We start from the raw sequence: 24,171 nt of genomic DNA on the forward strand, positions 1-24,171 counted from the left end.
GATGGTCATGACGCCGGGACGTGCCGGATAGCCCTCCGCGCTGGCTACGCTACCCAGCGGTAGTTCGTAGCGCCGCCCTGCCCTCATGCGCGGGCCCACCACCCGGCCCCGCGCGCACTCGAAACAGGTCGCGGCCATGGATCAGGGAGAGCCACCGGATGACCGAGGCGCCGTACGACCCCCACACCACCGCCGGCAAGCTCGCCGACCTGCGGCGCAGGCTGGACGAGGCGGTGCACTCCGGCTCGTCCAAGGCCGTGGAGAAGCAGCACGCCAAGGGCAAGCTGACCGCCCGCGAACGGGTCGTGGAACTGCTGGACGAGGACTCCTTCGTGGAGTTCGACGAGTTCGCCCGGCACCGCTCGACCAACTTCGGCCAGGAGAGGAACCGGCCGTACGGCGACGGCGTGGTGACCGGCTACGGCACCGTGGACGGCCGCCAGGTCGCCGTGTTCGCCCAGGACTTCACCGTCTTCGGCGGCTCGCTCGGCGAGGTCTTCGGCGAGAAGATCGTCAAGGTGATGGACTTCGCGCTGAAGACCGGCTGCCCGGTCATCGGCATCAACGACTCCGGCGGCGCCCGGATCCAGGAGGGCGTGGTCTCGCTCGGCCTGTACGGCGAGATCTTCCGCCGCAACGTGCACGCCTCCGGCGTCATCCCGCAGATCTCGCTGATCATGGGCCCCTGCGCGGGCGGCGCGGTGTACTCCCCCGCGATCACCGACTTCGTGGTGATGGCCGACCGGACCTCGCACATGTTCATCACCGGCCCCGACGTGATCAAGACCGTCACCGGCGAGGACGTCGCGATGGAGGAGCTGGGCGGCGCGCGCACCCACAACACCAAGTCGGGCAACGCCCACTACCTGGCCGCAGACGAGAAGGAGGCGATCGAGTACGTCAAGAGCCTGCTCTCGTACCTGCCCTCCAACAACCTGAGCGACCCGCCGTCCTACCCCGAGCAGGCCGATCTCACCGTCACCGAGCAGGACCTCGAACTCGACACCATCGTGCCGGACTCGGCGAACCAGCCGTACGACATGCGCGAGGTGATCGAGCACATCGTCGACGACGGCGAGTTCCTGGAGACCCAGCCGCTGTTCGCGGGCAACATCATCACCGGCTTCGGCCGGGTCGAGGGCCAGTCCGTCGGCATCGTCGGCAGCCAGCCGATGGACCTGGCCGGCTGCCTGGACATCAACGCCAGCGAGAAGGCCGCCCGCTTCATCCGCACCTGCGACTCCTTCAACGTCCCGGTGCTGACCTTCGTGGACGTGCCCGGCTTCCTGCCCGGCACCGAGCAGGAGTGGGACGGCATCATCCGGCGCGGCGCCAAGCTGATCTACGCCTACGCCGAGGCCACCGTCCCGCTGATCACCGTGATCACCCGCAAGGCCTTCGGCGGCGCCTACGACGTCATGGGCTCCAAGCACCTGGGCGCCGACCTCAACCTGGCCTGGCCGACCGCGCAGATCGCCGTGATGGGCGCGCAGGGCGCGGTCAACATCCTGCACCGCCGGGAGATCGCCGAGGCCGAGGCGGCCGGCACCGCCGAGGAGAAGCGGGCCGAGCTGATCGCCTCGTACGAGGAAACCCTGCTGAACCCCTACCTGGCCGCCGAACGCGGCTACGTGGACGCGGTGATCGCGCCGAGCGAGACCCGCCGGCACATCGTCCGCGGCCTGCGGGCGCTGCGCGGCAAGCGCGAGGTGCTGCCGCCGAAGAAGCACGGCAACATCCCCCTGTAGGCCCCGTCCCTGTCGGGAGAGAACCAGCCATGTCGATCCACGTGCTGCACGGGCAGCCGACCCCCGAGGAGCTGGCCACCGTCCTGGCGGTGGTCCAGGCCCGGGCCGCCGCCGCACAGGCCGCCGCCGAGGCGGCCCGCAGGGCCGGCGCCGGCCCGGACTCCCCCTGGGGCGACCGCGCCCGCCGGCTCCGTCTCGCCGCCCGTCCGGGCCCGAACGCCTGGCGGACCTCGGGCTGGGCGCACTGAACTCCGCGGCGTGGAGGGGGAGGACGGCCCCGCCGCCCTCCCCCTCCGTGCCGTACCGGGCGCCCGGCGCCCGCTTTGCCCGAAACCTGAGTACGGATACTCAGGCGCCCGCACCCCCGCGCGGCGCACTCTGGACGGGTGCTCTGGTCAGACCCCCGTGACGAGCCCTCGCCCGAGGCCCGTCGGATGCAGGAGCGGATGCAGCGGGCCGGCAAGGTGCTCGCCGCCCTCGTGCTGGTCGGCGCCGTGCTGATCATGATCTCCCGCTCCTTCACCTGAGCCGTTCACCCGAACGGCGGACACCGGCACCCCCTACGCTGGTGGACATGACCGACCAGCGCCCCCTCGTCCTCGCCTCCGCCTCCCCCGCCCGCCTCGGGCTGCTGCGCCAGGCGGGCCTCGACCCGCGCGTGGTGGTCAGCGGCGTCGACGAGGACGCGATCACCGCCGCCACCCCCGCCGAGCTCGCCCTCGTCCTGGCCGAGGCCAAGGCGAAGGCCGTCGCCGCCGAACTCGCCGACGGCGAGCTGGTGATCGGCTGCGACTCCGTCCTGGAACTGGACGGCCGGGCCCTCGGCAAGCCCGCCGACGCCACCGAGGCGCTGGCCCGCTGGCAGTCGATGCGCGGGCGTTCCGGCGTGCTGCGCACCGGCCACTGCGTGATCGACACCGCGACCGGCCGGCAGTCCTCGGCCACCGCCTCCACCACCGTCCGCTTCGGCACCCCGGACGACGCCGAGATCGCCGCGTACGTGGCCTCCGGCGAACCGCTGTACGTGGCCGGGGCGTTCACCCTGGACGGCCGCTCCGCGCCCTTCATCGACGGCATCGACGGCGACCCGGGCAACGTCATCGGCCTCTCCCTGCCGCTGCTGCGCCGGCTGCTCGCCGACCTCGACGTGCGCATCACGGATCTGTGGGCGAACTGACCTGCCGAACACCGCGGCGGTGCCCCTAAGCTGACCGGCGTTCGAACGGGGAGGGGACGCGGCAGATGACCGACAGCGTGCTCAACGTGGTGCTCGGCCTGGTGGCCAGCGCGATCAGCGCCGGCCTCGGCTGGCTCGCCCAGGCGCTGCGGCGGCGGCGCAGGGTCGAGCGGGTGCGGGCGTTCTTCGGGCTGCCGGGCGGCAGCGAGTGCCTGATCGTGGTGCCGCGCAGCATCGGGACGGGCTCGCACGCCCACACCGTGACCCGGCGCGACGCGTACGCGCTGATGTGGCTGGCCGGGCTGGTCGAGGAGTGCGGGGCGCGGCCCGAGCTGGTGGCCCACGACGCCGCGCACCGCGGCCTGGGCGCCAAGACCGAGCTGTGCCTGGGCGGTCCGGTCAGCAACGAGCGGATGGCCGCGCACCTGGCCTGGGGCCTGCCGGGCGTGCTGATCACCTCGGGGCCGGGCCCGGGCAGCAACGTCCTCGTGGTGGGCGAGCGGGACTTCACCGCCGGCCCGGACGAGACGCACGTCCTGCTCGCCCGGATCGCCACCCCGGACGGCGGCCGCCCGGTGTTCCTGGTCTCCGGCCAGACCGGCACCGCCAACCAGGCCGGGGTGCGCTACCTGGTCGCCCACCACCGCGAACTCGCCCGGAGGCACGGGCAGGACGGCACCTTCGCGCTCGTTCTGCGGGTGGTCAATCCGGAGGCGTACGGGCCGGACATGGTCGAGGTGGCGGCCGACGTGACGGCCGAGGCGCTGCGGCGGCCCGCCGCCCGCTCCGGCGCCGCTTGAGCGGCCCGCGCGAGACTGTGGCCCATGCCACCCTCCCGCCGCGCCGCGGGCCGGTCACCCGCTGTGGCCCCCGCCGATCCGGGCGGACCGGCGCCGACCTGCGGCGTCGTCCACGGGACCGCCCACGGGCCCGGAAAACCCATCACCGAGCGTGTGGGATAGTTCACAACCCGGGGCTACTCGCCGGTACTGCCCAGGAATCCATAAACTCAACGAGGTTCAAGAAGGGAGCCACAGTGCGCAAGGTGCTCATCGCCAACCGCGGGGAAATCGCTGTCCGCGTCGCCCGTGCCTGCTCGGACGCCGGTATCGCCAGCGTCGCCGTCTACGCCGAGCCGGACCGGGATGCGCTGCACGTCCGCGCGGCCGACGAGGCTTACGCGCTGGGCGGTGACACCCCCGCTACCAGCTACCTGGACATCGCCAAGGTCCTCAAGGCGGCCGCCGACTCCGGTGCGGACGCCGTCCACCCCGGCTACGGGTTCCTGTCGGAGAACGCCGACTTCGCCCAGGCCGTCCTCGACGCGGGTCTGATCTGGATCGGCCCGCCGCCGCAGGCCATCCGCGACCTCGGCGACAAGGTGACCGCCCGGCACGTCGCCCAGCGGGCCGGTGCCCCGCTGGTGGCCGGCACGCCGGACCCGGTCTCGGGCGCCGACGAGGTCGTCGTCTTCGCCCGGGAGCACGGCCTGCCGGTCGCCATCAAGGCGGCCTTCGGCGGCGGCGGACGCGGCCTCAAGGTCGCCCGCACGCTGGAGGAGATCCCCGAACTGTACGAGTCCGCGGTGCGCGAGGCCGTCGCCGCCTTCGGCCGCGGCGAGTGCTTCGTCGAGCGCTACCTGGACAACCCGCGGCACGTGGAGACCCAGTGCCTGGCCGACAAGCACGGCAACGTGGTGGTCGTCTCCACCCGTGACTGCTCGCTCCAGCGCCGCCACCAGAAGCTGGTCGAGGAGGCGCCCGCGCCGTTCCTGACCGCCGAGCAGAACGCCGAGCTGTACCGGGCGTCCAAGGCCATCCTGAAGGAGGCCGGCTACGAGGGCGCCGGGACCTGCGAGTTCCTGGTCGCGCTGGACGGCACGATCTCCTTCCTGGAGGTCAACACCCGTCTCCAGGTGGAGCACCCGGTCACCGAGGAGGTCACCGGCCTCGACCTGGTCCGCGAGATGTTCCGGATCGCCGACGGCGAGGAGCTCGGCTACGGCGACCCCGAGGTGCGCGGCCACTCCTTCGAGTTCCGCATCAACGGCGAGGACCCGGGCCGGAACTTCCTGCCCGCGCCCGGCACCGTGACGCTGTTCGCCCCGCCGTCCGGCCCGGGCGTGCGCCTGGACTCGGGCGTGGAGACCGGCTCGGTCATCGGCCCGGCCTGGGACTCGCTGCTGGCCAAGCTGGTCGTCAGCGGCCGCGACCGCAAGCAGGCCCTGGAGCGGGCCCGCCGCGCGCTGGCCGAGTTCAAGGTGGAGGGCATGGCCACCGCCATCCCGTTCCACCGGGCGGTCGTCACCGACCCGGCGTTCGCGCCCGAGGTGCACGGCGGCGACGGGCCGTTCACGGTCTTCACCCGGTGGATCGAGACCGAGTTCGACAACACCATCCCGCCGTTCGCCGGCGCGGCCGGTGACGGCGAGGAGGCCGAGACCCGGGAGACCGTGGTGGTCGAGGTCGGCGGCAAGCGGATCGAGGTCTCGCTGCCGTCCTCGCTGGGCGTCACGGCGGCCCCGGCGGCCGGTGCGGCGGGCTCCGCCAAGGCGAAGCGCCGGGTGGGCGCCAAGAAGGCCGGCTCGGCCGTCAGCGGCGACACCCTGGCCTCGCCGATGCAGGGCACCATCGTCAAGGTCGCCGTGGAGGAGGGCCAGGTCGTCGCCGAGGGCGAGCTGATCGTGGTCCTGGAGGCGATGAAGATGGAGCAGCCGCTGAACGCCCACAAGGCGGGCACCGTCACCGGCCTCAAGGCCGAGGTCGGCGCGAGCGTCAGCAGCGGCGCCGCGCTCTGCGAGATCAAGGACTGACACCGTCCCTGACCCCGGACCGGTCCGTACGCCCCTCGGGGGTGTGCGGACCGGTCCCGTTTCCGCGGACCGTAACCGTACGGGCTCAGCGCCCGCGCGGCAGGCCCAGTTCGGCCAGCCTGGCGGGCATGCCGCCCGGGGCGACGGGCCCGCCGTGCGCGCCGGGGCGGCGCTGGCCGGGCAGCGGGGCGCCGCCGGGGGGCGGGCCGCCGCGGCGGGCCATCGGGCCGGGCTGGGGCTGGTGCATCGGGCCGCTGCCGGTGCCGTGCACCGGGGCGTCACCGCCCGGGCCGGCGCCCAGCGGGGCCAGGTCGACCTGCACCCCGCAGTCGGCGAGCGCGTCCAGCTCGCGGACGGTGCTGTCGTCCGCGGTGGCCTGCTCGTCGGTGACCAGGCGGGTGATGGTCTCGGTGGCGACGGTCTGGAACATGCCGGCCGCGCCGAGCTTGGTGTGGTCGGCGAGGACGATCACCTCGGCGGCCGCCAGCACCATGGCCCGGTCCACGCTCGCGGACAGCATGTTCGCCGTCGACAGCCCGCGCTCGGCCGTCAGACCGCTGCCGGAGATGAAGGCCTTGTTGACCCTCAACCCCTGCAGGGACTGCTCCGCGCCGCTGCCCACCAGCGCGTAGTTGGAGCCGCGCAGGGTGCCGCCGGTCATCACCACCTCGACCCGGTTGGCGTGCGCCAGGGCCTGGGCGACCAGCAGCGAGTTGGTGACCACCGTCAGCCCGGGCACCCGGGCCAGCCGGCGGGCCAGCTCCTGGGTGGTGGTGCCGGCGCCGACCACCACCGCGTCCCCCTCCTCCACCAGGCCGGCGGCGAAGTCCGCGATGGCGCTCTTCTCCGCCGCGGACAGGTGGGTCTTCTGCGGGTATCCGGGTTCGCGGCTGAAGCCGCCGGGGAGCACCGCGCCGCCGTGCCGGCGGTCGAGGAGCCCTTCTGCCTCCAGCGCCCGCACGTCACGGCGCACGGTCACTTCGGAGGTCTGGACGACGCGGGCCAACTCCCGGAGCGAGACGGCTCCGTTGGCGCGCACCATTTCGAGGATCAACTGGCGACGTTCTGCTGCAAACACAGAACCGACGGTAACCTGCGTGACCGTCTGCTTTCAGGCGTTTGCAGCTAGTAGCGGGAATTGCTCACGCACGAGCGGCGCGTGACCGTAGAATACGCGCCGTCAATGGCCCGGAACTGCGCCCGCCGTCCGGGTGACGGCCATGCCCGCGCGAAGGGCGGTCGCCGATCGGCAACCGCCCTCAACTGTGCGCCGGACGCTCAGGATTCGCCGTCGACCCGCTTGCGGATGTGCAGCTGCCGGGCGGCCTCGGCGGTCGAGCCGGAGACGGACGGGTAGACGGTGAAGGCGCTGGCCACCTGTTCGACCGTCAGATTGGCGTCCACCGCGAGCGAGATCGGGTGGATCAGCTCGCTGGCCCGCGGGGCGACGACCACGCCGCCGACCACGATGCCGGTGCCCGGGCGGCAGAACAGCTTCACGAAGCCGTCCCGGATGCCCTGCATCTTCGCCCGCGGGTTGCCGCGCAGCGGGAGCTTGACCACGACGGCGTCCATCTTGCCGCACTCCACGTCGGCCGCCGTGTAGCCGACGGTGGCGATCTCCGGGTCGGTGAAGACGTTGGAGGCCACGGTCTTGAGGTTCAGCGGCTGCACCGCGTCGCCGAGCGCGTGGTACATCGCGATCCGGCCCTGCATGGCCGCCACCGAGGCGAGCATGAAGACGCCGGTGCAGTCGCCCGCCGCGTACACGCCGGGGGCGGTGGTGCGGGAGACCCGGTCAACCTGGATCTGGCCCCAGTCGTTGAGCTTGACCCCGGCCTCCTCCAGGCCCATCTCGGAGGTGTTGGGGACGGAACCGACCGCCATCAGGCAGTGGGTGCCCTCGATCACCTTGCCGTCGGCCAGCATGACCTCGACCCGGTCGCCGATCCGCTTGACGCTCTCGGCGCGCGAGCGGCCCATGACGTTCATGCCGCGGCGGCGGAAGACGTCCTCCAGCACCTCGGCGGCGTCCGGGTCCTCGCCCGGCAGCACCCGGTCGCGGCTGGACACCAGGGTCACCTTGGAGCCGAGCGCCTGGTACGCGCCGGCGAACTCGGCGCCGGTCACACCGGAGCCGACCACGATCAGCTCGCGGGGCAGCTCCTCCAGGTCGTACACCTGGGTCCAGGTGAGGATCCGCTCGCCGTCCGGCTGGGCGTCCGGCAGCTCGCGCGGGTGGGCGCCGGTGGCGATCAGCACCGCGTCGGCGTGCAGCGACTGCACGGTGCCGTCGGGCGCGTCCACCAGCACCTCGCGGGAGCCGTCCACGGCCTGCCCGCCGGTGCCGAGCCGGCCGCGGCCGCGCAGCACGGTGACGCCGGCCCGGGTGACGGACTGGGTGATGTCGTGGGACTGCGCGATCGCCAGGCGCTTCACACGGCGGTTGACCTTGCCCAGGTCCACGCCGATCACCCGGGCCGCCTGCTCGACGGGCGGGGTGTCGTCCGCGACCAGGATGCCCAGCTCCTCGTACGAGCTGTCGAAGGTGGTCATCACCTCCGCGGTCGCGATCAGGGTCTTCGACGGAACGCAGTCCGTGAGCACCGCCGATCCGCCCAGACCGTCGGTGTCGACGACGGTCACCTCCGCGCCGAGCTGTGCGGCGACCAGGGCCGCCTCGTAGCCGCCGGGTCCGCCACCGATGATCACGATCCGAGTCACGTTCCCCATTGTCCCGCACGCCCGCGGCGCCGCCACGCCGGGGTCGGGGCTCCCGTACGTTCGTCCAGTCGCCCCGGCCCGCCCGCCGCCCGGGCTACCCTGGCCCCCATGCCCCTTTACGCCGCGTATGCCACCAACCTCGATGCCCGGCAGATGACCCGCCGAGCCCCGCACTCCCCGCTGCGCGGCACGGGGTGGCTAGCCGGATGGCGGCTCACCTTCGGTGGCGAGCAGCTGGGTTGGGAGGGCTCGCTGGCCACCGTGGTCGAGGACGAGAAGGACCAGGTCTTCGTCTCGCTGTACGACGTCGCGCCGATGGACGAGGAGGGCCTGGACCGCTGGGAGGGCGTCCAGCTCGGCATCTACCGCAAGATCAAGCTGCGCGCGCAGACCCTGGACGGGGACATCCCGGTCTGGACGTACGTGCTCAACGACTACGAGGGCGGCCTGCCCGCGGCCCGCTACCTCGGCCTGGTCGCCGACGCCGCGGAGAGCGCCGGCGCCCCGCACGACTACGTGATGGACCTGCGCCGCCGCCCCTGCTGATCCGCGTCCCAGCCGCGCACGGTCTCCGCGAGCACCCGCGCCACCGCCGCGCGCCGGGCCGGGTCGGCGCGCACCCCGTACGCCAGTTCGACGTGCAGCCACGGCACCCCGAGCCCGGCCGCGAACAGGCCGGCCACGTTGGTGGCGCCGGCCAGCCGCGCACCCGGCTCCCGCCAGGCCCGGCGGACCACCAGGCCGGCCCCGCCGAGCCCCGCGGCGGTCAGCTCGGCGGCCGGGCCCGGCCGCCCGGCGCCGCTGGAGACCACCGCGTCCCGCCCGGGCAGACTGGCCGCGCCGAAGCCGTGCAGCTGGATGCCGGGCAGGCCGCGCAGGGTGAGCGCCTCGACCACGGCGGCGAAGACGGTGTCACTGCGGTGCGCGACGTCCGAGGAGCCGTCCGCCCCGGCCCGGCGGTGCGCCCCGGCGAGCACCAGCACGCCGCCCGGCACGGCCCGGAACAGCTCCACCCCGAGCGCCTCGGTGCGGACGTCCGAGGCCGGGTGGGGCACCTGTACGGACCAGGCGGGGCGGACCGAGCGGTCCAGGTAGACCCGGCCCCAGCCGCGGCCGTCCCCGCTGCCGCCGTCGTCGGCGGCGGTCGCGCCCGTCTCGGCGATCTCGGTGACCGGGCGGCCGGTCACGGCCTCGGTGAACCCGGTGATCCGGTACCCGGCCCGGGCCAGCGCCCGTTCGGCGTCCCCGGTCCGGCCGTCCAGCGCGCCGAGCACGCCGTCGGCCACCGCCCGGCGCTGGGCCGCGCCCGGCACGGTGTACCGGCCGCTCGGGAAGAAGTCCGCGGTGAACGCGTCCACCCGGGCCGCCAGGTCCACCGGCGCGGGCCCGGGCGGCGCCGCGGGCGGCGGGTACCGGCTGTCCGTGTTCCCCATGGCGGTCGACCCCGTCCTGGTACCCCGCCGGAGCCGCGGACCGGACCGGCGACGAAGGATCGGCCCCCTCGGCCCCTCGGGCCCCGACCGTCACCGTAACGCCGCCGGCCCCGGACCGGCCCCCCGGGAAACGGGCCACGACGGCACGCGCACGAAGCGACCGCCCGGAGGGAAAGGCCCGGCGCGGCACCCGGGTTGTGTGCGATCCGACGGCCCGCTCACCCGAAAAGCGTCACCGAGCTGTGTTTTCGGGTCAACCGGGTAACGATCCGGCATGCCGCGGCTGAATTTCTACGCGCGTAGCCGAAACCCGTCTATCCTCTGACCCGTGAACGCTTCTCCTCAGTCGGTCGTCTCCGCCGACCCCTACGCCGCCGCCCAGGCCGCCGCCGAGCGCCTGCGCGAGCTGACCGGTGCCGAGCGGCACGACGTCGCCCTGGTGATGGGCTCCGGCTGGGTGCCGGCCGCCGACGCCCTGGGCGAGACCGTGGCCGAGTTCCCGGTCACCGAGCTCCCGGGCTTCCCCGCCCCCGCCGTCGCCGGCCACGCCGGCACGATCCGTTCGGTGAAGATCGGCGACAAGCGCGCCCTGATCTTCCTCGGCCGCAACCACTACTACGAGGGCCACGGCGTGGCCACCGTCGTCCACGGCGTGCGCACCGCCGCCGCGGCCGGCTGCGGCATCATCGTGCTGACCAACGGCTGTGGCGGCCTGCGCCAGGGCTGGACCCCGGGTCAGCCGGTCCTGATCAGCGACCACATCAACCTGACGGCGGACTCCCCGATCGTCGGCGCGAACTTCGTCGACCTCACCGACCTGTACTCCAAGCGCCTGCGCGAGCTCTGCCGCGAGATCGACCCGTCCCTGGACGAGGCCGTCTACGTCCAGTTCCGCGGCCCGCACTACGAGACCCCGGCCGAGGTCAACATGGCCCGGGTGATCGGCGGCGAGCTGGTCGGCATGTCCACCACCCTGGAGGCCATCGCCGCCCGCGAGGCCGGCAGCGAGGTGCTCGGCATCTCCCTGGTCACCAACCTGGCCGCCGGCATGACCGGCGAGCCGCTCAACCACGCCGAGGTGCTGGAGGCCGGCAAGGCCTCCGCCGAGCGCATGGGCGAGCTGCTGGCGAAGGTCCTTGAGCGGATCTGACGCCCGGCGGGCGCAGAATCATGACTGACGGGGCCCACGGGCGGCGTGATCCGCTGATCACGCCCTCCCGTGGGCCCCGTCCGCATGCGCGACCCCCTTCCTTGCGGAACCCTCCGGTCCCAGCGGAACCCTCCCGACCCACAGCGGAACCTCCGGCCGACACACCGACGCACGTCCCCATGGAGCTGGCATGACGCAGGCACCCACCACCGACCTCCTCGCCCGGGCCCGGACCTGGCTGGCCGAGGACCCCGACCCGCAGACCCGCGAGGAGCTCGCCGCCCTGCTGGCCCGGGCCGAGGCCCCGGAGGTCGAGACCGACGGCAAGCTCGCCTGGGCGGAGCTCGCCGAGCGCTTCTCCGACCGGCTCCAGTTCGGCACCGCCGGCCTGCGCGGCGAACTCGGTGCCGGTCCGATGCGGATGAACCGCGCCGTGGTGATCCGGGCCGCCGCCGGCCTGGTCGCGTACGTCAAGCAGCAGGGCCTGGGCGACCTGGTCGTCATCGGCTACGACGCCCGCCACAAGTCGTACGACTTCGCCCGCGACACCGCGGCCGTGGTGGTCGGCGCCGGCCTGCGCGCCGCGCTGCTGCCGCGCCCGCTGCCGACCCCGGTGCTCGCCTTCGCCGTCCGCCACCTGGGCGCGGCCGCCGGCGTCACCGTCACCGCCAGCCACAACCCGCCGCAGGACAACGGCTACAAGGTCTACCTGGGCGACGGCTCGCAGATCGTCCCGCCGGCCGACGCCGGGATCGCCGCCAGGATCGACGCGATCGGCTCGCTGGACGACGTCCCGCGCGCCGCGTCGGGCTGGGAGGTGCTCGGCGAGGAGGTCGTCGAGGCCTACCTGGACCGGGCCGTCTCCATCGTCGACGAGCACGGCCCGCGCGACCTGGAGGTGGTCTACACCCCGATGCACGGCGTCGGCCGCGACACCCTGGTCGCCGCGTTCCGCCGGGCCGGCTTCCCCGCGCCCACCGTGGTCGCCGAGCAGGCCGAGCCCGACCCGGACTTCCCGACCGTGGCCTTCCCCAACCCGGAGGAGCCGGGGGCGATGGACCTCGCCTTCCGCACCGCCGCCACCGTCGGCCCGGACATCGTGATCGCCAACGACCCGGACGCCGACCGCTGCGCGGTGGCCGTCCCCGTCAACGGCAACGCGGCCGGCGCCGGCAACGGCACCTCCGGCTGGCGGATGCTGCGCGGCGACGAGGTCGGCGCGCTGCTCGGCTCGGCCCTGGTCGCGAAGAAGGCCGAGGGCACCTTCGCCACCACCATCGTCTCCGCCACCCTGCTCGGCCGGATCGCCGAGGCCGCGGGCCTGGGCTACGCCGAGACGCTGACCGGCTTCAAGTGGATCTCCCGCGCCCAGGGCCTGCGCTACGGCTACGAGGAGGCGCTCGGCTACTGCGTCGACCCGCAGGGCGTCCGGGACAAGGACGGCATCACCGCCGCCCTGCTGGTCGCCGAGCTGGCCGCCACCCTCAAGAAGTCCGGCCGCACCCTGTCCGACCTGCTGGACGACCTGGCGCTGGAGCACGGCCTGCACGCCACCGACCAGCTCTCCGTCCGGGTCCAGGACCTCTCGCTGATCGCCGACGCCATGCGCCGCCTGCGCGAGCAGCCGCCGACCGTGCTGGCCGGCCTCCGGGTGACCCGCGCCGACGACCTGTCGGCCGGCTCCGCCGAGCTGCCGCCCACCGACGGCCTGCGCTACTACCTGGCCGGCGAGGGCGTCCGCTCCGCCCGCATCGTGGTCCGCCCCTCCGGCACCGAGCCCAAGCTCAAGTGCTACCTGGAGGTCGTCCTCCCGGTCGCCTCGGCCGCCGACCTGGCCCCGGTCCGCGAGCGCGCCGCCGCCCTGCTCGCCACCGTCAAGCGGGACCTCGCCGACGCGGCGGGCATCACCGCCTGATCCCCGCGCAAACGCGACGGAGGGGCCCGCCGGTCGTGACCGGCGGGCCCCTCCGTCGCGTTTGCGCGGTGTCAGACCGCGATGACGGTGATCAGCGCGACCAGGCCGAGCAGGGTGGGGGCGATGACCCACCAGCACCAGCGGACCTCGACCGGGCCCGCGGCGGCGGGGCGGGCGGCGTTGCGCTCGGCCAGCTCCTGGAGGACGGCGGTGACCTGGTCGGACCAGGCGCGGGTGGGGTCGGGCGAGCCCTGGACGACCGGGTTGGTCCGCTTGGCCATCCCCAGCCCCAGACCGGTCCGGGAGGCGTGCTCGGCGGCGCTGGGGTTCTGCGCCCGGGTGGCCCGCTTGCGCTGCCGCAGCGACACCGGCACCGCCCAGACCTGGAACTTCTTCCCGCCCGCGAGCAGCTCGACCGAGTACCCCGCGCGCAGCGCGTCCACCGAGGCCCACGGCGCGACGACGGTCCGCCACGGGTTGCGCACCACCAGCCGGTCGCGGCCGGCCGTCACGGCCGGGCGCAGCGTGTACGCGATCACCGGGAAGGCGAACACCGGCACCGCGGCGAGCGAGACGTACGGCGTCTTGCCCGTCCCGCTCACCACCGCGTCGCCGATCAGCCAGGCGGCGACCACCAGCAGCAGCACTCCGGAGATCACACCGGGGACAGAGCGGTACACGCGGTCCGCGTACTCGGGCTCCCCGTCGGGGGCGGCGGGGCCCTGGCCGGGCTTGCCGTCGGAATCGGTCATGTCGACGATTCTGCCCCATGCCCCTCACCCTGAGGTCTCGGTCCGGCCACGAATGGCAGGTGCCCTGGCGGCCCACTACGCGCGTAGATATGCTGCTCTGGTGACTATGTCCACTGTTGCAGCCAATGCCCTCGGCGTTGCGGGCAGCGGCCTTCAGGACGTTGCTGCGTCCGAGGCCTCGCTCCGCCGGTTCCTGCACGGCCTGCCCGGCGTCGACCAGGTCGGCCTGGAGGCGCGTGCCGCCGCTCTCGGTACCCGCTCGATCAAGACCACGGCGAAGGCGTACGCCATCGACCTGGCGATCTCGATGATCGACCTGACCACGCTGGAGGGCGCGGACACGGTCGGCAAGGTGCGCGCACTGTGCGCCAAGGGCAGGACCCCCGACCCGACCGACCCGACCACCCCCCGCGTCGCCGCCATCTGCGTCTACCCGGACATGGTCGCCACCGCGAAGGCCGCCCTGGAGGGCACCGACATCCAGGTCGCCTCCGTGGCCACCGCCTTCCCGGCCGGCCGCGCCGCCCTCCCGGTCAAGCTCGCCGACACCGCCGACGCGGTGGCCGCGGGCGCCGACGAGATCGACATGGTGATCGACCGCGGTGCCTTCCTCTCCGGCCGCTACCTCGACGTCTTCAACGAGATCGTGGCCGTCAAGGAGGCGTGCAAGCGCCCCGACGGCAGCTCCGCCCACCTCAAGGTGATCTTCGAGACCGGCGAGCTCCAGACCTACGACAACGTCCGCCGGGTCTCCTGGCTGGCGATGCTGGCCGGCGCCGACTTCATCAAGACCTCCACCGGGAAGGTCGCCGTCAACGCGACCCCGCCGGTCACCCTGCTGATGCTGGAGGCGGTCCGCGACTTCCGCGCGGCCACCGGCGTCCAGGTCGGCGTCAAGCCCGCCGGCGGCATCCGCACCACCAAGGACGCCATGAAGTACCTGGTGATGGTCAACGAGACCCTCGGCGACGACTGGCTGACCCAGCACTGGTTCCGCTTCGGCGCCTCCAGCCTGCTCAACGACCTGCTGATGCAGCGCCAGAAGCTGGCCACCGGCCGCTACTCCGGCCCCGACTACGTGACGGTGGACTGATCACCATGGCCAAGAAGAAGAACACCGAGGAGCCCGTGGCCAAGCCCGCCGGCGGCCTCTTCGCCTACGCCCCGGCCCCCGAGTCGCCGGCCGCCGCGGGCGACATCGCCACCTCCTACGGCCACTTCATCGGCGGCGAGTTCGTCGACTCCTCCGGCAACGAGGCCCTGAAGACGGTCAACCCGGCCACCGAGCAGGTGCTCGCCGAGTTCGCCCAGGGCACCGAGGAGGACGTGGACCGCGCGGTCGCCGCCGCCCGCAAGGCCTTCGCCGACTGGTCGGCGCTGCCCGGCAGCGAGCGCGCCAAGTACCTGTTCCGGATCGCCCGGATCATCCAGGAGCGCAGCCGCGAGCTGGCCGTGCTGGAGTCGATCGACAACGGCAAGCCGATCCGCGAGACCCGCGACGTCGACCTGCCGCTGGTCGCCGCGCACTTCTTCTACTACGCGGGCTGGGCCGACAAGCTGGACTACGCCGGCTTCGGTCCCAACCCGAAGCCGCTGGGCGTGGCCGGCCAGGTCATCCCGTGGAACTTCCCGCTGCTGATGCTGGCGTGGAAGATCGCGCCCGCGCTGGCGACCGGCAACACGGTCGTCCTGAAGCCGGCCGAGACCACCCCGCTGACCGCGCTGCGCTTCGCCGAGATCTGCCGCCAGGCCGGTCTGCCGAAGGGCGTCGTCAACATCATCACCGGCGACGGCCGCACCGGCGCCGCGCTGACCTCCCACCCGGACGTCAACAAGGTCGCGTTCACCGGCTCCACCCCGGTCGGCCGCGCCATCGCCAAGCAGCTGGCCGGCACCCGCAAGAAGCTCTCGCTGGAGCTGGGCGGCAAGGCCGCGAACATCGTCTTCGACGACGCGCCGATCGACCAGGCCGTCGAGGGCATCGTCAACGGCATCTTCTTCAACCAGGGCCACGTCTGCTGCGCCGGTTCGCGCCTGCTGGTCCAGGAGTCCGTCCAGGACGAGCTGCTGGACGCCCTGAAGCGCCGGATGGGCACCCTGCGGGTCGGCGACCCGCTGGACAAGAACACCGACATCGGCGCCATCAACTCCGCCGCGCAGCTGGCCCGGATCACCGCGCTGACCGACGCCGGCGAGGCCGAGGGCGCCGAGCGCTGGTCGCCGGAGTGCGAACTCCCGGGCACCGGCTTCTGGTTCAAGCCGACCCTGTTCACCGGCGTCAGCCAGGCCCACCGGATCGCCCAGGAGGAGATCTTCGGCCCGGTCCTGTCGGTGCTGACCTTCCGCACCCCCGCCGAGGCGGTCGAGAAGGCCAACAACACCCCGTACGGCCTCTCCGCCGGCATCTGGACGGAGAAGGGCTCGCGCATCCTCTGGATGGCGGACCGCCTCAGGGCCGGCGTGGTCTGGGCCAACACCTTCAACAAGTTCGACCCGACCTCGCCGTTCGGCGGCTACAAGGAGTCGGGCTACGGCCGCGAGGGTGGCCGCCACGGTCTGGAGCCCTACCTGAATGTCGAGGCCCTCGATGTCTGATGTCGCAACGCGTCTTGACGTCTTCAAGACCTACAAGCTGTACGTCGGCGGGAAGTTCCCGCGCTCCGAGAGCGGGCGGGTGTACGAGGTGACCGACTCCAAGGGCGAGTGGCTCGCCAACGCCCCGCTGGGCACCCGCAAGGACACCCGTGACGCCGTCCTGGCCGCCCGCAAGGCGGTCAAGGGCTGGGCCGGCACCACCGCGTACAACCGCGGCCAGGTGCTGTACCGGGTGGCCGAGATGCTCCAGGGCCGGCGCGAGCAGTTCGCCGCCGAGGTGGCCGTCTCCGAGGGCATCGGCCCGAAGAAGGCCGCCGCGCTGGTGGACGCCGCGATCGACCGCTGGGTCTGGTACGCGGGCTGGACCGACAAGGTCGCCCAGATCGCGGGCGGCGCCAACCCGGTCGCCGGTCCGTACTTCAACCTCTCCTCCCCGGAGCCGACCGGTGTGGTCGGGGTCGTCGCCCCGCAGGCCGGGTACGGGCACTCGCTGCTCGGCCTGGTCTCGGTGATCGCCCCGGCGATCGCCACCGGGAACACGGTCGTGGTCGCGGCCGCCGCGGACGCCCCGCTGCCCGCGCTGTCGCTGGGCGAGGTGCTGGCCACCTCGGACGTCCCGGGCGGCGTGGTCAACATCGTCTCGGGCCGGACCGCGGACATCGCCCCCATCCTGGCCTCGCACCAGGACGTCAACGCGCTGGACCTCACCGGGGCCATCGCCGCCGACGGTCCCGGCGCGGCGTACGCGCTGGAGGCGGCCGCCGCGGATACCCTGAAGAGGGTGGTCCGTCCGGCGCTGGACCCGTTCGCCCAGGACTGGACCAATGCGCCGGGTACAAAGCGGCTACTCTCGTTCCTGGAGACGAAGACGGTCTGGCACCCGAAGGGGATCTGACCTCCGGTACTCCGGGTAACAACTCCACAGACTGGCCGTCCCCAGTGCCCTCACCCCCCCAGGGCCCGGACGGTCACAGGACGGACCCGCGCCTCTCCCCCCCTGGCGCGGGTCCGTCGGCGTTCCCGGGGTGCTCCCGCCGTCGGCCCGTCGACTTTCGTCACCCGCGCCGCCGACTTTCGACGCTCCCGCCCGCCCCACCGGCCCGGCCAGAATCACCGGTGACGGAGACGGCCAGGGGAACGACCGGGGGGACGCATGGGCGAGTTCATCGGCGAGCTGACGGCACTGTTCGCGGACGGCTTCTACCGCACGTGGCACGTGGCCCGCACCAGGCGGCGGCTGGCCGCGGGCCGCCCGGTCAGGGTGCCCTGCTCGGCCCGGTCCGAGCGGCAGCCCGACTACGTCAACGGCAGCCTGCGCATCAGGCCCGGCGCCGACACCGTGGCCCTGGTCACCCGCGACACCGGCCGGTGCGAACTGCCCGCCGGCGGGACCTTCCACGAGCCCGAGCCCGACACCTGGCACAGCCCGGACTGGGCCGCCACCGCCTACCAGCCGCCCGGCGCCGACGAACCGGTCTACCTCCAGGTGGACAGCCGCTACCTGCCGATGGTCCACGTCGCCCTCGCCGACCCGGCGTCACAGTCGAAGCCAGGGGCAGGGGCGCGGTAGAAGGTCCGCCCCGGCCGGTTTCGGCAACCGGCCGGGATGCGTCAGACTGGTGTCCCGTGAGTGACTCCCCCATGAACCCCGCACCGACCGGGCATGCCCGGGTGATCCTGCTCTCCGGGCCCTCCGGGTCGGGGAAGTCCTCGCTCGCCGAGCGCAGCGGCCTGCCGGTGCTCCAGCTCGACGACTTCTACAAGGACGGGGACGACCCGACCCTGCCGCGGCTGCCGGATGGCGCCGTCGACTGGGACTCCCCGCTGGCCTGGCACCGCGACCAGGCCGTCGCCGCGATCCGCGCCCTGCACGAGCACGGCCGCACCGACGTCCCGGTGTACTCGATCCCGGACAACGGCCGGATCGGCACCCGCGGCCTGGAGCTGGACGGGGCGGACGCGTTCATCGCGGAGGGCATCTTCGCCGCCGAGATCACCGCCGAGTGCGCCGACCAGGGCCTGCTCGGCGACGCCCTGTGCCTGCGCAACGGCGCGCTCACCACGGCCTGGCGCCGGCTGCGCCGGGACGTCCGGGAGGGCCGCAAGTCGCTGCCGGTGCTGCTGCGCCGGGGCCTGCGGCTGATGCGGGCCGAGCGGTCCATCGTCGGACGGCAGGTCGCGCTCGGCTCGTACGCGTGCGCCGGGCCGGAGGCCGAGCGGCGGATCCGCGCCGCGACCCGGGCCGGCGAGCTCTCCGCCGCCTGAACCCCGTACGGCCGAGCCCGGTACGGCCGAACCCCCAGGGCATGACGAAGGGCCCGGTGCGTCTCCCCCGCACCGGGCCCTTCGCCTTCCCCGAACGGTCTTCGGCTCCCCCACGGGCGTGCTCCCCCGAGCCGCTGCCCCCGGACCGTGACCGTCCGCTTCCCGTCCCCCGACGGGAGTCCTCGTTACGCGACCAGCTCGCCGAACGCCCGGACGGTGTCGCCGGACTTGTTCAGGTGCTCGTCCTCGCGCAGCCGGCGCAGGGCGCGCCAGATGCTGCTCTTGACCGTGCCGACGCTGATCCCCAGCACGCCGGCGATCTCCGGGTCGGTCTTGCCCTCGTAGTACCGCAGCACCAGCATGGTGCGCTGGTTCTCCGGCAGCTTCGCCAGCGCCTGCCAGAGCACGGTGCGCAGCTCGGTGCCGCCCATCGCGTCGGTGTCGCCGGCCGTCTCCGGCAGCTCCTCGGTCGGGTACTCGTTGACCTTGCGGCGCCGCCAGGCGGAGATGTGCAGGTTGGTCATGGTGCGGCGGAGGTAGCCCCCGACCGCGGCCTTGTCGGTGATCCGGCCCCAGGCCCGGTAGGTGCTGAAGAGCGCGCTCTGCAGCAGGTCCTCGGCCTCGTAGCGGTCACCGGTCAGGTGGTAGGCCGTGGCGTACAGGGAGGCGCGGCGCTCGCGCACGTACGCGGTGAACTCCGTGATGTGGTCCTCCGCGACGGCCGGGTGCTCCCCCTGCGCGCCTCCCTGCCCGGCCTCGGTGGTGCGGGCCGCCGCGGGGTTCAGCCGCAGCAGCGTCGCACCGGCGGCCTCGCGACCGGTCGGCTCCCCCGAACCGACCGTCCGCAGACCGTTCCCCCCGGTCCCCCGGTTCCCCCCCGGGGCGTCCTTGCCCTCGACGCGGACGGGGAGGATCCCCCGCAGCGTGAGGGTGGTGGCGGAGTCGGCCGAACTCCCCAGACGGCCGATCCCGTACAGCTCCCCCGTCCTGCCGCCGCCGCTCACCCGACGGGCGACAGGGTTTCCACCGGTGCTGTGCGCGCACCCCCGCACGGTCACGGCACCGGAGTTCTCGTCGGTCCTGACCTCGTACCGGGTCCGGTGGGACGTGGCTGACGAACGCGCGGTGCGGACAGCCGGGTTGGTCCGGGTCTGAAGCGTGGCGTTCATCGTGCGCCCCCTGGGTCGGTACGAGCGGTTCCGGTAGCCGCCCTTCAGCCGGCCTTGCGGCCCGCTGTCCTGCGGCGACATGGAAAATCCTGCCCGCCGGTTGTGATGGCGCTGTCCGCCGACTGTCACAGGGGTGTCACAGGAGCCGTCCGAAAGTCCCGGACCGCCCCCCTGTGAACCTGACGCCGGTGGCACGCGTTCCGGTTCCAGAAGGGACGGTGGGTGGTCCGGGGGGTGATTCGGCGCTGCCGGTGGGCCAAAATGGGGCCGTGCCTTTCCTCCTTCTGATCGAGGACGACGACGCCATCCGGACCGGCCTCGAACTCGCCCTCACCCGCCAGGGCCACCGCGTGGCCACCGCTGCCTCCGGTGAGGACGGTCTGCGTCTCTTCAAGGAGCAGCGGCCCGACCTGATCGTGCTCGACGTGATGCTGCCCGGCATCGACGGCTTCGAGGTGTGCCGCCGGATCCGCCGCACCGACCAGCTGCCGATCATCCTGCTGACCGCCCGCTCGGACGACATCGACGTGGTGGTGGGCCTGGAGTCCGGCGCGGACGACTACGTCGTGAAACCGGTGCAGCCGCGGGTGCTGGACGCCCGGATCCGGGCGGTGCTGCGGCGCGGCGAACGGGAGAGCTCGGACTCCTCGGCCTACGGCACCGTGGTGATCGACCGCGCGGCGATGACCGTCACCAAGGACGGACTCGACCTCCAGCTCACCCCGACCGAGCTGCGGCTGCTGCTGGAGCTCAGCCGCCGCCCCGGCCAGGCGCTCTCCCGCCAGCAGCTGCTGCGGCTGGTCTGGGAGCACGACTACCTCGGCGACTCCCGCCTGGTGGACGCGTGCGTGCAGCGGCTGCGGGCCAAGGTCGAGGACGTGCCGTCCGCGCCGACGCTGATCCGCACCGTCCGCGGGGTGGGCTACCGGCTGGACCCGCCGGCCTGACCCCGCGACCCGGCCGCCGGCCCCTCCTCCGACCTCTGAACTCCCGTACCACGACAGGCTCTTGTGACTGACCATCAGACGACTGCCCGGCGGTTCTCGACGGGCCGGTGGCGTCGGCTGCGCTCCCTGCGGGTGCGGCTGATCGCGGTGTTCGCGGCCGTCGCGCTGCTCGCCGCCGTCTCGGCCTCCGGCATCGCGTACTGGCTGAACCGCGACGCGGTGCTCAAGCGCGCCCAGAACACCGTGCTGAACGACTTCCGGGTCTCGCTCACCCGCAACGTCTCCGACCTGCCGCTGAACGCGACCTGCCAGGAGCTGGCCTCGCTGGCGTCCACCGTGGCCAGCTCCGGCCTGACGTACGACGTGGTGGTGGTCGACGCGGCGCACCCGGAGTGCCCGGCCTCCTCCGACCCCGCGCACTTCACGCTGGCCGACGTGCCGACCGCGCTGCAGTCCACCGTCGCCAAGCCGCGCGAGATCACCGAGAACAACCCGTACCCGTACCACCTGTACTGGCAGCGGCAGAACCTGGAGGGCCGGCCGTTCGTGATCGGCGGCACCAAGGTGGTGCCGAACGGCCCGACGGCGTACATGTTCAAGTCGCTGGAGAACGAGCGGGCCGACCTCAACACCCTGGGCTGGTCGCTGGCGATCGCCACGCTGTTCGCGCTGATCGGCTCGGCGCTGCTCGCCCAGGCCGCCTCGGCCACCGTGCTGAGGCCGGTCAAGCGGCTCGGCGACGCCGCCCGGCGGCTCGGCGAGGGGCACCTGGACACCCGGCTGGAGGTCGACGGCTCGGACGAGCTCGCCGACCTGGCGAGGACCTTCAACCGGACGGCGGAGCAGCTGCACGAGCAGGTCGAGGAGCTGAGCGCGCGCGAGGCGCAGAGCCGGCGGTTCGTCGCCGACATGTCGCACGAGCTGCGCACCCCGCTGACCGCGATGACCGCCGTGACGGACATCCTGGAGGACGAGGCCGAGTCGCTGGACCCGATGATCGAGCCGGCCGTCCGGCTCGTGGTCAGCGAGACCCGGCGGCTGTCCGACCTGGTGGAGAACCTGATGGAGGTGACCCGCTTCGACGCCGGTACCGCCAGGCTGGTCGCCGACGAGGTGGACATCGCCGACCTGATCATGTCCTGCATCGACGGGCGGGCCTGGTACGACGCGGTCGAACTGGACGCCCCGCGCGGCATCCTGGCCGTGGTCGACCCGCGCCGGCTCGACGTGGTCTTCGCGAACCTGATCGGCAACGCGCTGAAGCACGGCGGCTCGCCGGTGCGGGTCAAGGTCCGGCAGGACGGGGAGTCGGTCGTGGTCGAGGTCTCCGACAGCGGCCCGGGCATCCCGGAGGACGTGCTGCCGCACGTCTTCGACCGCTTCTACAAGGCGGACCGGGGGCGGGCCCGCTCGGAGGGCAGCGGCCTCGGCCTGTCGATCGCGATGGCCAACGCGCAGATACACGGGGGAACGATCACGGCGGCGAACGGGGAGGTCGGCGCGGTGTTCACCCTGACGCTGCCGCTGGCCCCGCCGCCTCCGCCGTCCGCGGGCGAGGCCGAGGGCGGCCCCGCCGGCGACGCCGCCGAGGACAAGGACGCCACGTGACCAGCCCCACCGACACCGTTGCCCCCCGCACCGTCCTGCGCCGCGGCGCCGGCGTGCTGCTGCTGGTCGCGCTGGCCTCCGGCTGCGGCATCCGGCCGACCGCCGTGCCGGTCGACGCCGGCGCGCCCGCCAGCCGGACGGCCTGCCCGACCTCCCCGCACATACCGGCGGCCCTGGCCACCCCGCCGGGCCCGGCCCCGACCGTGTCCCCGACCCGCGGCACCAAGGCGGGCGTGAGCCCGAGCCCGTCGCCCACCCCGGTGGCGCCGGGCAGCCCGCCGCCGGACAACGTGTTCAGCGCGGTGCCGACGGCCTCGCCCTGCCGGTAGCCCGCCCTGGGGGTGGGCCGCCCAGTAAGTGGGCCGCCCTGCGGGCAGGCCGCCGGCAAGGGGCGGGAGGGGGGCGGGAAGGGGGTTCGGGGGCGCGTTTGGGAATGTTCACGCCGGGTGTGGAACCGACGTGACGTCGGCCCACGTCCTTCCCCCCGTGCAGCGAGATGGCACCAGGACACGCGACGAGCGTTCCGGCGCGGGGACCGAGAGCAACCCGGCGGCGGCCGTCCACCGTCCCCTCCGGTTGGCCGGACTGGCGGGCCTCACCGGCCACCTGGCACTGGTGCTCTGGCTGGTGCTGAGACCGCTGCCGGTGGCCTGGGTGTACGACGCCAACCTGACGCCGTTCGCCTCGCTCCGCTCCTCCAGCGGCTGGCAGGTGGTCGGCGAACTCCTGCTGCTGGCCCCGCTCGGGGTCCTGCTGCCGCTGGCCGGCGGCCGGCTCCGGGCCCCCTGGCTGCCGTCCTTCCTGCGCACCACCGGCGCCTCCGCGCTGCTGGCGACCGCGCTGGAGTTCCTCTCCTCCTGGGCACCCGGGCACGTCCTCAACGTGGACCACATCCTGCTCGCCGTGGTCGGCGTGGCCGTCGTCCACCTCGCGCTCGTCCCGGGCCTGCGGCACCTGCTGCGGGACCGGCGGCCGCGGGTGCCCCGGATGACGGTGCTCTCGGTGCCGCCGGCCGTCGCCTCGGTCGCCGCCGCCACCTCGGCCGCGGCCGCCACCTCGGTCGCCGCCGTCACGCCCGCCGCCCGGCGGCGCGCCTACGCGGAGCCGACGCCCCCGGCCGGCTGATCCGGCCGCGGGTCCCGGACCACCCGGCCGCCGACCTCGACCAGCCCGCCCGGGCGCGGCCCGGCCAGCAGCCGCGAGCCCCGGCCCTGGGTGATGGTCAGCGCCCGGCCGAGGTGCGCGGCCAGCAGCAGGGCGGCCGCACCGGTCGCCTCGTCCTCGTCGATCCCGTCGCCCCGCCCGGGGAAGGCCCGGGCCCGGACGGTGCCGGCCGCCTCGTCCTGCCAGGCCCAGGCGTAGACCCACTCCCCCGGCGGCGGCACCTCCAGCGCCTCCACCTCGGCCGCCGAACCGTACGGCCGCAGCGTGCGCCCCGGGGCCCACTCGGGCCGGGCCTCGATCCGGATCAGCCCGCCCTCGCGCCGCACGGCCACCTCGCCGGCGGCCGTGACCAACCGGTCCACCCCGAGCAGCCAGGCGGCGCCCACGCAAGGGTGGCCGGCGAACGGCAGGCGCACCGACGGGGTGTAGATGTCGATCTCCCCGCGCTCCGGGTCGTCGACGAACACCGTCTCGCTGAAGCCCAGTTCGCGCGCGACCCGCTGCCGGTCCGCGCGACCCGGCACGGCGGCGCCGTCGCGCACCACCCCGAGCGCGTTCCCGTGGCTCCCGTCGGGCCCGCAAAAGACCCGCAGCACCTCAAACCCCGTCATTTCCCCACCTCGTCTACTCCCGCTCCGGACCGGCGCAATGACACCGTGACACAAAGGCGGCGACGGATGTCGGCCGCCTCCAGTACTGTGCGCTGTCGTCC

The 24,171-nt window shown here is 73.7% G+C and carries 24 protein-coding genes; 18 read left to right on the top strand and 6 right to left on the bottom strand.

Annotated elements, in window-relative coordinates; all coding sequences use genetic code 11:
- The first annotated feature begins 158 nt into the window (after positions 1 to 158).
- The 6 genes from ACLWS4_RS06370 (at position 159) to ACLWS4_RS06395 (ending at position 5,737) form a co-directional block, all read left to right on the top strand.
- Positions 159 to 1,748 (top strand): acyl-CoA carboxylase subunit beta, encoded by a 1,590-nt coding sequence (locus ACLWS4_RS06370; protein WP_416873571.1) that lies wholly within the window; start codon positions 159 to 161, stop codon positions 1,746 to 1,748.
- Between the two features lie 29 nt (positions 1,749 to 1,777).
- Positions 1,778 to 1,996 (top strand): acyl-CoA carboxylase epsilon subunit, encoded by a 219-nt coding sequence (locus tag ACLWS4_RS06375; RefSeq protein WP_049655770.1) that lies wholly within the window; start codon positions 1,778 to 1,780, stop codon positions 1,994 to 1,996.
- A 138-nt stretch (positions 1,997 to 2,134) separates the two neighbouring features.
- Positions 2,135 to 2,275: a morphogenic membrane protein MmpB gene (gene mmpB / locus ACLWS4_RS06380; RefSeq protein WP_181970605.1), complete on the top strand. Its 141-nt coding sequence runs from the start codon at positions 2,135 to 2,137 to the stop codon at positions 2,273 to 2,275.
- Between the two features lie 47 nt (positions 2,276 to 2,322).
- Positions 2,323 to 2,925, top strand: a complete 603-nt coding sequence (locus tag ACLWS4_RS06385) for a nucleoside triphosphate pyrophosphatase (protein ID WP_074003898.1) — start codon at positions 2,323 to 2,325, stop codon at positions 2,923 to 2,925.
- Between the two features lie 65 nt (positions 2,926 to 2,990).
- The gene (locus tag ACLWS4_RS06390) at positions 2,991 to 3,725 is read left to right on the top strand and encodes a hypothetical protein (RefSeq protein WP_049655766.1); all 735 of its coding nucleotides are present in this window, start codon (positions 2,991 to 2,993) and stop codon (positions 3,723 to 3,725) included.
- 236 nt (positions 3,726 to 3,961) lie between these two features.
- Complete coding sequence (locus ACLWS4_RS06395; protein ID WP_049655764.1) at positions 3,962 to 5,737, top strand: acetyl/propionyl/methylcrotonyl-CoA carboxylase subunit alpha; 1,776 nt, start codon at positions 3,962 to 3,964, stop codon at positions 5,735 to 5,737.
- Between the two features lie 85 nt (positions 5,738 to 5,822).
- Here the strand turns inward: ACLWS4_RS06395 and ACLWS4_RS06400 are convergent, their stop codons facing one another.
- Complete coding sequence (locus ACLWS4_RS06400) at positions 5,823 to 6,779, bottom strand: DeoR/GlpR family DNA-binding transcription regulator (RefSeq protein ID WP_241853005.1); 957 nt, start codon at positions 6,777 to 6,779, stop codon at positions 5,823 to 5,825.
- 236 nt (positions 6,780 to 7,015) lie between these two features.
- Entirely contained in the window at positions 7,016 to 8,470 is a 1,455-nt protein-coding gene (locus tag ACLWS4_RS06405; RefSeq protein WP_049660024.1) for an NAD(P)H-quinone dehydrogenase, read from the bottom strand.
- Between the two features lie 99 nt (positions 8,471 to 8,569).
- On the opposite strand from ACLWS4_RS06405, the gene ACLWS4_RS06410 reads away from it, so the two are divergent.
- Positions 8,570 to 9,007, top strand: coding sequence for a gamma-glutamylcyclotransferase (locus tag ACLWS4_RS06410; RefSeq protein WP_049660023.1), 438 nt, complete (start codon positions 8,570 to 8,572; stop codon positions 9,005 to 9,007).
- Here ACLWS4_RS06410 and ACLWS4_RS06415 read toward each other — a convergent pair.
- Positions 8,974 to 9,894 (bottom strand): hypothetical protein, encoded by a 921-nt coding sequence (locus ACLWS4_RS06415; RefSeq protein ID WP_416873572.1) that lies wholly within the window; start codon positions 9,892 to 9,894, stop codon positions 8,974 to 8,976. The genes ACLWS4_RS06410 and ACLWS4_RS06415 overlap by 34 nt on opposite strands.
- Before the next feature lie 328 nt (positions 9,895 to 10,222).
- Between ACLWS4_RS06415 and ACLWS4_RS06420 the strand changes: the two genes are divergently transcribed.
- Together ACLWS4_RS06420 and ACLWS4_RS06425 are read left to right on the top strand one after the other, a co-directional pair.
- Positions 10,223 to 11,044 (top strand): purine-nucleoside phosphorylase, encoded by an 822-nt coding sequence (locus tag ACLWS4_RS06420; RefSeq protein WP_049654087.1) that lies wholly within the window; start codon positions 10,223 to 10,225, stop codon positions 11,042 to 11,044.
- Between the two features lie 190 nt (positions 11,045 to 11,234).
- Positions 11,235 to 12,959 carry a phospho-sugar mutase gene (locus tag ACLWS4_RS06425; protein WP_049654088.1) on the top strand — a complete coding sequence of 575 codons (1,725 nt, stop codon included), beginning with the start codon at positions 11,235 to 11,237 and terminating at the stop codon, positions 12,957 to 12,959.
- A gap of 71 nt (positions 12,960 to 13,030) precedes the next feature.
- Here ACLWS4_RS06425 and ACLWS4_RS06430 read toward each other — a convergent pair whose 3' ends face one another.
- Positions 13,031 to 13,711 carry a PH domain-containing protein gene (locus ACLWS4_RS06430; RefSeq protein WP_049654090.1) on the bottom strand — a complete coding sequence of 227 codons (681 nt, stop codon included), beginning with the start codon at positions 13,709 to 13,711 and terminating at the stop codon, positions 13,031 to 13,033.
- 106 nt (positions 13,712 to 13,817) lie between these two features.
- Here ACLWS4_RS06430 and deoC point away from each other — a divergent pair, with 106 nt between their 5' ends.
- The 5 genes from deoC (at position 13,818) to ACLWS4_RS06455 (ending at position 18,571) form a co-directional block, all read left to right on the top strand.
- The gene (gene deoC, locus ACLWS4_RS06435) at positions 13,818 to 14,804 is read left to right on the top strand and encodes a deoxyribose-phosphate aldolase (protein ID WP_079272367.1); all 987 of its coding nucleotides are present in this window, start codon (positions 13,818 to 13,820) and stop codon (positions 14,802 to 14,804) included.
- A gap of 5 nt (positions 14,805 to 14,809) precedes the next feature.
- Positions 14,810 to 16,306, top strand: coding sequence for an aldehyde dehydrogenase family protein (locus ACLWS4_RS06440; RefSeq protein WP_416873573.1), 1,497 nt, complete (start codon positions 14,810 to 14,812; stop codon positions 16,304 to 16,306).
- Entirely contained in the window at positions 16,299 to 17,201 is a 903-nt protein-coding gene (locus ACLWS4_RS06445; RefSeq protein ID WP_416873574.1) for an aldehyde dehydrogenase family protein, read from the top strand. The genes ACLWS4_RS06440 and ACLWS4_RS06445 overlap by 8 nt, the downstream gene beginning before the upstream one ends.
- Positions 17,202 to 17,459: 258 nt before the next feature.
- Positions 17,460 to 17,876, top strand: a complete 417-nt coding sequence (locus ACLWS4_RS06450) for a hypothetical protein (RefSeq protein ID WP_416873575.1) — start codon at positions 17,460 to 17,462, stop codon at positions 17,874 to 17,876.
- Between the two features lie 56 nt (positions 17,877 to 17,932).
- Positions 17,933 to 18,571, top strand: a complete 639-nt coding sequence (locus ACLWS4_RS06455) for an ATP-binding protein (protein ID WP_375876652.1) — start codon at positions 17,933 to 17,935, stop codon at positions 18,569 to 18,571.
- A 185-nt stretch (positions 18,572 to 18,756) separates the two neighbouring features.
- Here the strand turns inward: ACLWS4_RS06455 and ACLWS4_RS06460 are convergent, their stop codons facing one another.
- Positions 18,757 to 19,629, bottom strand: coding sequence for a SigE family RNA polymerase sigma factor (locus ACLWS4_RS06460; protein WP_416873751.1), 873 nt, complete (start codon positions 19,627 to 19,629; stop codon positions 18,757 to 18,759).
- 380 nt (positions 19,630 to 20,009) lie between these two features.
- Here ACLWS4_RS06460 and ACLWS4_RS06465 point away from each other — a divergent pair, with 380 nt between their 5' ends.
- The 4 genes from ACLWS4_RS06465 to ACLWS4_RS06480 all read left to right on the top strand — a co-directional run bounded on the left by ACLWS4_RS06465 (position 20,010) and on the right by ACLWS4_RS06480 (position 23,420).
- Positions 20,010 to 20,687: a response regulator transcription factor gene (locus ACLWS4_RS06465; protein ID WP_049654100.1), complete on the top strand. Its 678-nt coding sequence runs from the start codon at positions 20,010 to 20,012 to the stop codon at positions 20,685 to 20,687.
- A 63-nt stretch (positions 20,688 to 20,750) separates the two neighbouring features.
- Complete coding sequence (locus tag ACLWS4_RS06470; RefSeq protein WP_049654103.1) at positions 20,751 to 22,295, top strand: sensor histidine kinase; 1,545 nt, start codon at positions 20,751 to 20,753, stop codon at positions 22,293 to 22,295.
- The gene (locus tag ACLWS4_RS06475; protein ID WP_416873576.1) at positions 22,292 to 22,624 is read left to right on the top strand and encodes a hypothetical protein; all 333 of its coding nucleotides are present in this window, start codon (positions 22,292 to 22,294) and stop codon (positions 22,622 to 22,624) included. Before ACLWS4_RS06470 ends, ACLWS4_RS06475 begins: the two co-directional genes overlap by 4 nt.
- A gap of 247 nt (positions 22,625 to 22,871) precedes the next feature.
- Positions 22,872 to 23,420, top strand: a complete 549-nt coding sequence (locus ACLWS4_RS06480) for a VanZ family protein (protein ID WP_074003908.1) — start codon at positions 22,872 to 22,874, stop codon at positions 23,418 to 23,420.
- Here ACLWS4_RS06480 and ACLWS4_RS06485 read toward each other — a convergent pair.
- Positions 23,390 to 24,070 (bottom strand): PhzF family phenazine biosynthesis protein, encoded by a 681-nt coding sequence (locus ACLWS4_RS06485; protein ID WP_380779931.1) that lies wholly within the window; start codon positions 24,068 to 24,070, stop codon positions 23,390 to 23,392. The genes ACLWS4_RS06480 and ACLWS4_RS06485 overlap by 31 nt on opposite strands.
- Positions 24,071 to 24,171 lie beyond the last annotated feature (101 nt).

This window comes from Kitasatospora sp. SC0581 (assembly GCF_048159585.1).
In the GTDB taxonomy this organism is placed as follows: Bacteria; Actinomycetota; Actinomycetes; order Streptomycetales; family Streptomycetaceae; genus Kitasatospora.